This window comes from Intrasporangium oryzae NRRL B-24470, from assembly GCF_000576595.1.
GTDB classification, from domain to species: Bacteria; Actinomycetota; Actinomycetes; order Actinomycetales; family Dermatophilaceae; genus Intrasporangium_C; species Intrasporangium_C oryzae.
Genome location: NZ_AWSA01000090.1, coordinates 1 through 5,726, shown reverse-complemented (window position 1 = coordinate 5,726; position 5,726 = coordinate 1). Strand labels below are relative to the sequence as shown.

At 64.9% G+C, this 5,726-nt stretch carries 3 protein-coding genes and 2 pseudogenes; 4 read left to right on the top strand and 1 reads right to left on the bottom strand.

The window, feature by feature from the left end; genetic code table 11:
* Nucleotides 1-703 precede the first annotated feature (703 nt).
* Both N865_RS21005 and N865_RS23655 read left to right on the top strand, forming a co-directional pair.
* Nucleotides 704-1,012, top strand: a complete 309-nt coding sequence (locus N865_RS21005; RefSeq protein ID WP_051511202.1) for a hypothetical protein — start codon at nucleotides 704-706, stop codon at nucleotides 1,010-1,012.
* Between the two features lie 73 nt (nucleotides 1,013-1,085).
* A complete protein-coding gene (locus N865_RS23655; protein ID WP_034810229.1) occupies nucleotides 1,086-1,508 on the top strand; it encodes a helix-turn-helix domain-containing protein in 423 nt (140 codons plus the stop codon).
* Between the two features lie 95 nt (nucleotides 1,509-1,603).
* Here the strand turns inward: N865_RS23655 and N865_RS23975 are convergent.
* Nucleotides 1,604-1,906 (bottom strand): annotated as a pseudogene (locus tag N865_RS23975) (DUF4365 domain-containing protein); the annotation flags it as partial.
* A 332-nt stretch (nucleotides 1,907-2,238) separates the two neighbouring features.
* Between N865_RS23975 and N865_RS20995 the strand changes: the two are divergent.
* Nucleotides 2,239-3,387: a hypothetical protein gene (locus N865_RS20995; RefSeq protein ID WP_157557820.1), complete on the top strand. Its 1,149-nt coding sequence runs from the start codon at nucleotides 2,239-2,241 to the stop codon at nucleotides 3,385-3,387.
* 1,063 nt (nucleotides 3,388-4,450) lie between these two features.
* Nucleotides 4,451-5,726 (top strand): annotated as a pseudogene (locus tag N865_RS20990) (ISL3 family transposase); the annotation flags it as partial.

The following is a 5,726-nucleotide window of genomic DNA, read 5'->3' as shown; positions in this document are numbered from 1 at the left end:
GGCCTCATTTTCGAGCGTTGCCGACAGCTGGGAACGGGTTCGGCCTTCCTCCTCTACAAGGCTCTGACCCTGCGGATGGAGTTGTGTTCATCCGTCGGGGGTGGGCGCCACTTCTTACTGCATAACCGCGCTGAAGCGACTGTGTCTGAGGGTGCAGCGGCCATCTCACTCAACGCACGGACTTGGTGGGCCGCACTCACGCAACCCCTTGGCCGCGCGTGCGGCACGCTCTGGCTCGGCCGCTCACCGCCAGGGACCTTCCAGGGCGTCGGGCGACCACCTTGGAGAGAGTCGGCAGCCGGCAAGGCGGCGAACGGGTGTCGCACCATGCGTGACCCGCGCCCAAGTTGCCCACGTTTGCGGGCTGGTCGACAAACGACCGACGAGCTGTCCGCGCTCTTAAGACGCGCCTCTGTGCGGACGCCTGTGGCCAACTTCGAGCAATGGCGCGCCCGCAACGCGACCGCCTCGACGAGCAGGCCGACCGGCGCTACCTCCGGAGGGGCGGCCACCCCGGTACCCATGGGCCCGACTAGCTCCGGTTCGTCTCCCCAGACACAACCACACCAAGGCAGGCGTCCAGCGGGAGAGTGGCACGCGGAGGCCAACGTCCAGTCGTCCTTGGTGACTGCTCTCGTGAAGGAACGGCTGGCGCATCCTGTCGGTCGCCAACAGGGCGGCCCGCGAGCACGGCATCGATGTGGTGGCGATCCGTGACGATCACACTGCAGGCATCGAGGTGAAGGGCTTCCCGAGCCGAAACTATGCGGATCCAACGCGCGCCGGCGAGGCGAAGCGCACGCTACCCAGCACGCAGGCCGGGGACTGGTACGCCCAGGCCGTGCTTGCCGCGATGCGGCTCCGGGGCAAGGAACCGAGGTGGCGCAGTGTCATCGTCCTGCCAGACTTCCCGCGCCACCGGGAGTTGCACGGCCAGACGGTCGCTTCGCTGTCTGCCGCGCAGATCGAGGTGTGGTGGATCGATCAGAGCGGTCACCTTCACGCCCCGTGAATCCCGCCATGAAGTGACTGGGACGCGCGCGGGCTGAGGTCCATCGGGAGGCTGGTCGGCGATAATGATTCCCATGAGGATCGCAGCAGCAGCGCTCCCGCGAGTCGAGGGACAGCACCGGAACCACGCTCTCGCCGCGGCACGCCGTGCCCGCGCCCTCCAGTTGGCCAGCCAGGGCTTGACGTACCAGCAGGTGGCCGACGAGCTCGGGTACGCGAGCCGGGGCACCGTCCACCACATCGTCCATCAGGCCCTGGCGCGAGAGACCAACGAGGCCGTCGAGGAAATGCGTGAACTCGAGGTCGCACGGCTTGACGGGCTGCAGTCGGCGCTGTGGGACCGGGCCATGGCCGGCGACCTGGACGCCGCGCGCACAGTGTTGCGCATCGTCGCCACACGGTGCCGTCTCCTCGAGTTGTACGACCGGAAGCCGACGGACGGGTTCGTCCCCAAGACGGTCGTCCTCACGGCGGGGAGCGCCACCGCCCGCCGGTGACCAGCAGCCGGTCGCGGATGCCGATCCCGGCCGCGCGCAGCGCGTCGGCGAACGTCTCGAGCACGGCGACCGCCGTGCCGGCATTTGACGTAGGTTGCCCCGCTTTGGACCACATGGTGCACAAGGAGGACAGGTACTCCGAGTGCGGACCAGTAGTTGAGGTGCTTGATCTTGACAGATCGGCTGGGACGCTCGGCTTTGGCACCTTTTCCTCGCACCTGGACTCGAAACGTGAGTCCGGTTGCGCTGTCCCCATCGAAGATTTCAACATCGCCGTCCAAGCCGTAGTCGGTGCCTTGCTCGTTGGACGAGAAGGTCCATCCCTGCCCATCCACGGCGACGCGAAAGGCGGTCACGGCCGCGGACTCCGTTCGATGGTGCTGCGGTCGTTGAGGCATATTCACGTTCGATCGAGCGCGAGCGTGCCCGACGGTCTCAGCCAATCAATGCAGTTCGGGGCCTCGGCGACACTCTGGGACGCGCCGCGTTCGGACATCATGACCGTGTGGACGCCGGCCCACAATGCTCGGTGGGTGTTGACGGGCGCCCCCCAGAAACCCGTGGCGATCTGATCAGGCGTGAGCGTCCGACACCGTCCGTCACCAAGGTGACCAGCAGTGATGTGCAGACGCCATCAAGCCTCCAAGCCTGAAGAACTTCTCCGCAAGGACCATCGGCCCTAGTGAGCTTCATGGAACAGACCTAACGTGTGGGCATGAAGGGGGTAGCGATGACGACGTCAACATCAAGGTCTGGAGAAGCCAATAGCGGACTAGAGGACACTCTCGAGGTGGGAGCTGTGCCAGAGCATCTCCAGGTCAAATACTCAATATCGCGAACGCAACTAACCGACGAGCAGCTGAGAACTTTTCATGCTGACTTCGACAATAAGGTAAAGCGTCCCGTCGTCGGCTTTCATGTGCACGGGACTTGTCCAACCTGCGGGGGTAACACCACAGACATATTGCCCCTAAACGTGCACGTCAGTTCCAAGAACGGGGCCACAGAGCCTTCCAAAGAACCTGGAGTCCATCCGGACCCGGACCGTCGGGACTATCTAGTAACGATGCATTGCCGATGCAGCTACCACCACGTCGTGGACGGCGAGCCTACCAAGCCGGCCTCGGGCAGCGCCGAGGTGCCCTTCGGCTGCGGCGCGTCGTGGATGGTGCGCGCCACAGTCACCTTCGATGACCGCAAACCTGAACTCGTAACCTTCGAGGCTATACCGTTGGAAAGCGACGAGGCGACAGGCTGCTGGGATGCGGTTGAAGCGGTATACGCGTCTCTGGCGGACTCGCTTTCGCTTGAGCAGAAGAGAGCCACGGCCTGGCAAACCGGGCTCGCCACACTTGTCGCCGTTGTCGGCATCAGTAGTCTCTTCGCGAATCGTGACACTGTCCAGAAATTGGACTCGGTATCTGCCCAAAGGGTGACCGTTCTCGCGACTGTGGCGGCTCTCCTCGTGGGCACGAGCGTGCTCCTCAGTCTGAGCGCTGCCGTAGGTTGGCCGTCGGTGAAGGACTATGGCTCTGAGCGCGATCCTAGCAACGCCAGTCTGGAGCCCATCCGCCGCGCTCGGCTGGCAACTCGGCGGATGAACCTGGCCGCCATCTCCGCCGTCCTCGGATTCGTGCTTGCAGTCGTGGTGTCTGGGCTATTCCTCTGGCTCCCAGATGCCAAGCACGCCACAGAAGTCAATCTGACGAGAGTGGAGAATGGAGTGCTTAACACCACCTGCGGTACGGTCGACAAGACACAGCCTGCCCCCAGCACAGGCGCGGAGGGGATGATCGCATTCACCCCTGTGGGCACGTCGACGTCCCAGCTGATTCCACTCAAAGACGTCCTCGGCATGGCGCCAGGGCCGTGCCAATGAACTCGCTTATAGGGCCCTTCGGAGTTGAGCGTAGACAGGGGCCCTATCGCCAGGCAGGGGGTCCTGAGGCTGCGAGCATTGATTCTGATCGGGTAGTGCCCTAGGGGCGAAAGCTGTGGGCGAGCAGTCGAGTGGTTCTGACTATGAGGTTCAACAGCCTCCGGGCCGCCCTTGCTGGCCCGGTCGGTGTCGAATCGCACCACCGAATGGGGTCCTCCACTGCTTGAGACCTCCAATCTTGAGCCACGATGGCTGGCATACGGCAGACCCGTCACTCATGAGCATGATCTCAGCAAGGTGGGCACGTATCGTGGCTCATCACAGATGAGCGTGTAGGAGCCGGCGGCGCGTCGGAGACCGTTTCGAGAAAGGTTCCCCGAGCCGTGCACCGCGCCACGCATCTGGCTCCCATGGGCAAAGGTTGCCTTAGGGTGCCAGGGCGTGAGGGGCATGCACCCCACCCTGTCCGCCAGCCGGTGGCCATCATGGATTCTCACGGCTGAATTGGATATCGCTTCGAGTCGCTCTAATGCCGTGGGTTGCGTTCTGAGCCAGTCGATGCCCACCAGGAACCGCTTCTGAACTCGTTGCCACCCTGCGTCCGCATGAGGAGTGGCACCCATCTGGCCTGGCAGCGCTGACACTCCGCTATCCGTCGCGTAAGCGATGGCCATGTCAACGTGTGCTATGTCGGGAGCAGCAACGAGTTCGGCAATGGCCTCTGCGTGAGTCCCACGTGCCGGTTGATGAATGAATCGATGTTTGAGAGCACGGACCCCCCCTTTGATTGAGCGTGAGCGAGCGACAGCCATCATGTGGCATGGAGTGCTCTCATGTCCCGCGGGCTTTTGAGAAGAGTGCATGCCAGAGGCGCCCGCGTGACCGGATGATGGTCATCACGCTGAGGCCTTGGCCCGGACTGCCGGACCTGCGCCTCTCGGGTCCACTCTAATGTGGCTCACCACAGGTGAGGGTGTAGGAGCCGGCGGCGCGTCGGTCGCTGGTTGGCGTCGAGGTCTCCCGAGGATGGAGGTCCTACGCTGCCCATCCAGAAGACCAGGACGTGCCCGACGCTACCTGCGCCTGCCCTGATCTGAACACGTTCACCCGCCTCGACGAGCTCGGGCTCGAGGTCACCGGCCAACGACTCGAGCCCGACCAGTGGTGCCGTCGCTGCGGGTGCGAGGGGACGCCGCGGGACACCATCACGCGGGAGTTGGGGCACGAACCTTCTTGGAGGCGACCCACCTCGCTGCTCGTCACGGTCCGCCGCTACCGGTGCACCGAGTGGGCACATGTGGCGCTAGAACATGACTCGGGGCGGCCGAGCCGCGGGGGAAGCTGTCCCGTCGGGGGCTGCGGTGGGCGCTGGAGGCGATCGTGTGGCAGCACCTGACCGTGGCCCGGGTGGCCTAGGCTCTTGGGGTCGCGTGAAACACCGCGAAGCACGCCGTGCTAGCCGAAGGGAAACGCGTCCTGATCGAGGACCCGGGGCGGTTCGACGGGGTGGCAGTGGTCGAGGTCGACGAGCACGTGTGGAGGCACACCCGCCGCGGGGACAAGTACGTCACCGTCATCATCGACCTCACCCCGATCCGTGGCGGCGCCGGGTCGGCCACGCTGCTGGATATGCTCGAAGGCCGTTCCAGGGCGGCGCGCAAGACGTGGCTCAACGGCCGTCCGCAGGCATGTCGTGACGGTGTGGAGGTCGTCGCGATGGACGGGTTCACCGAGTTCAAGACCGCCACGGCCGAGGAGCTGCCCGACGCGGTCACGGTCATGGACTCGTTCCACGTCGTGCGGGCCTCGCCTGCTACGAGTTGGCCGGTGCTGCCGCCGGGTCCAGCAGGAGCTCCACGGCCACCGCGGCCGCTCGGGCGACCCGCTCCACGCCGCGAGGCGGACCGTTCAGACCGGCGCCTGCCTGCTGACCGACAAGCAGACCCAGCGACTCCGACCCTTGTTCGCAGTCGAGGAGCACGTCGAGGTCGCGACGACCTGGGGGATCTACCAGCGGATGATCCGCGCCTACCCCGAACCCGACCGCACCCGGGGACGGGAGCTGATGACCACCCTGATCGAGTCGGTCAGTGCTGGGGTCCCGACAGCGTTGACCCAGCTGCGCCGGCGAGGGCGGACTCTGAAGCAACGAGCAGCCGACGTGCAGGCCTACTTCGACCGATCCGGTATGTCCAACGGCCCGACTGAGGCGATCAACTGCCGGCTCGAGCACATGCGCGGCTCCGCCCTCGGCTTCCCTAACTTCACCAACTACGTCGCCCGATCACTCTTGGAGACAGGCGGATTCAGGGCTCTTCGGAATCAAGCATGGGCTGGGC

Coding starts and splice junctions, on each gene's coding strand:
- N865_RS23655 (WP_034810229.1), top strand. CDS start 1,086: ATGAGGATCGCAGCAGCAGCGCTCCCGCGAGTCGAGGGACAGCACCGG.
- N865_RS20995 (WP_157557820.1), top strand. CDS start 2,239: ATGACGACGTCAACATCAAGGTCTGGAGAAGCCAATAGCGGACTAGAG.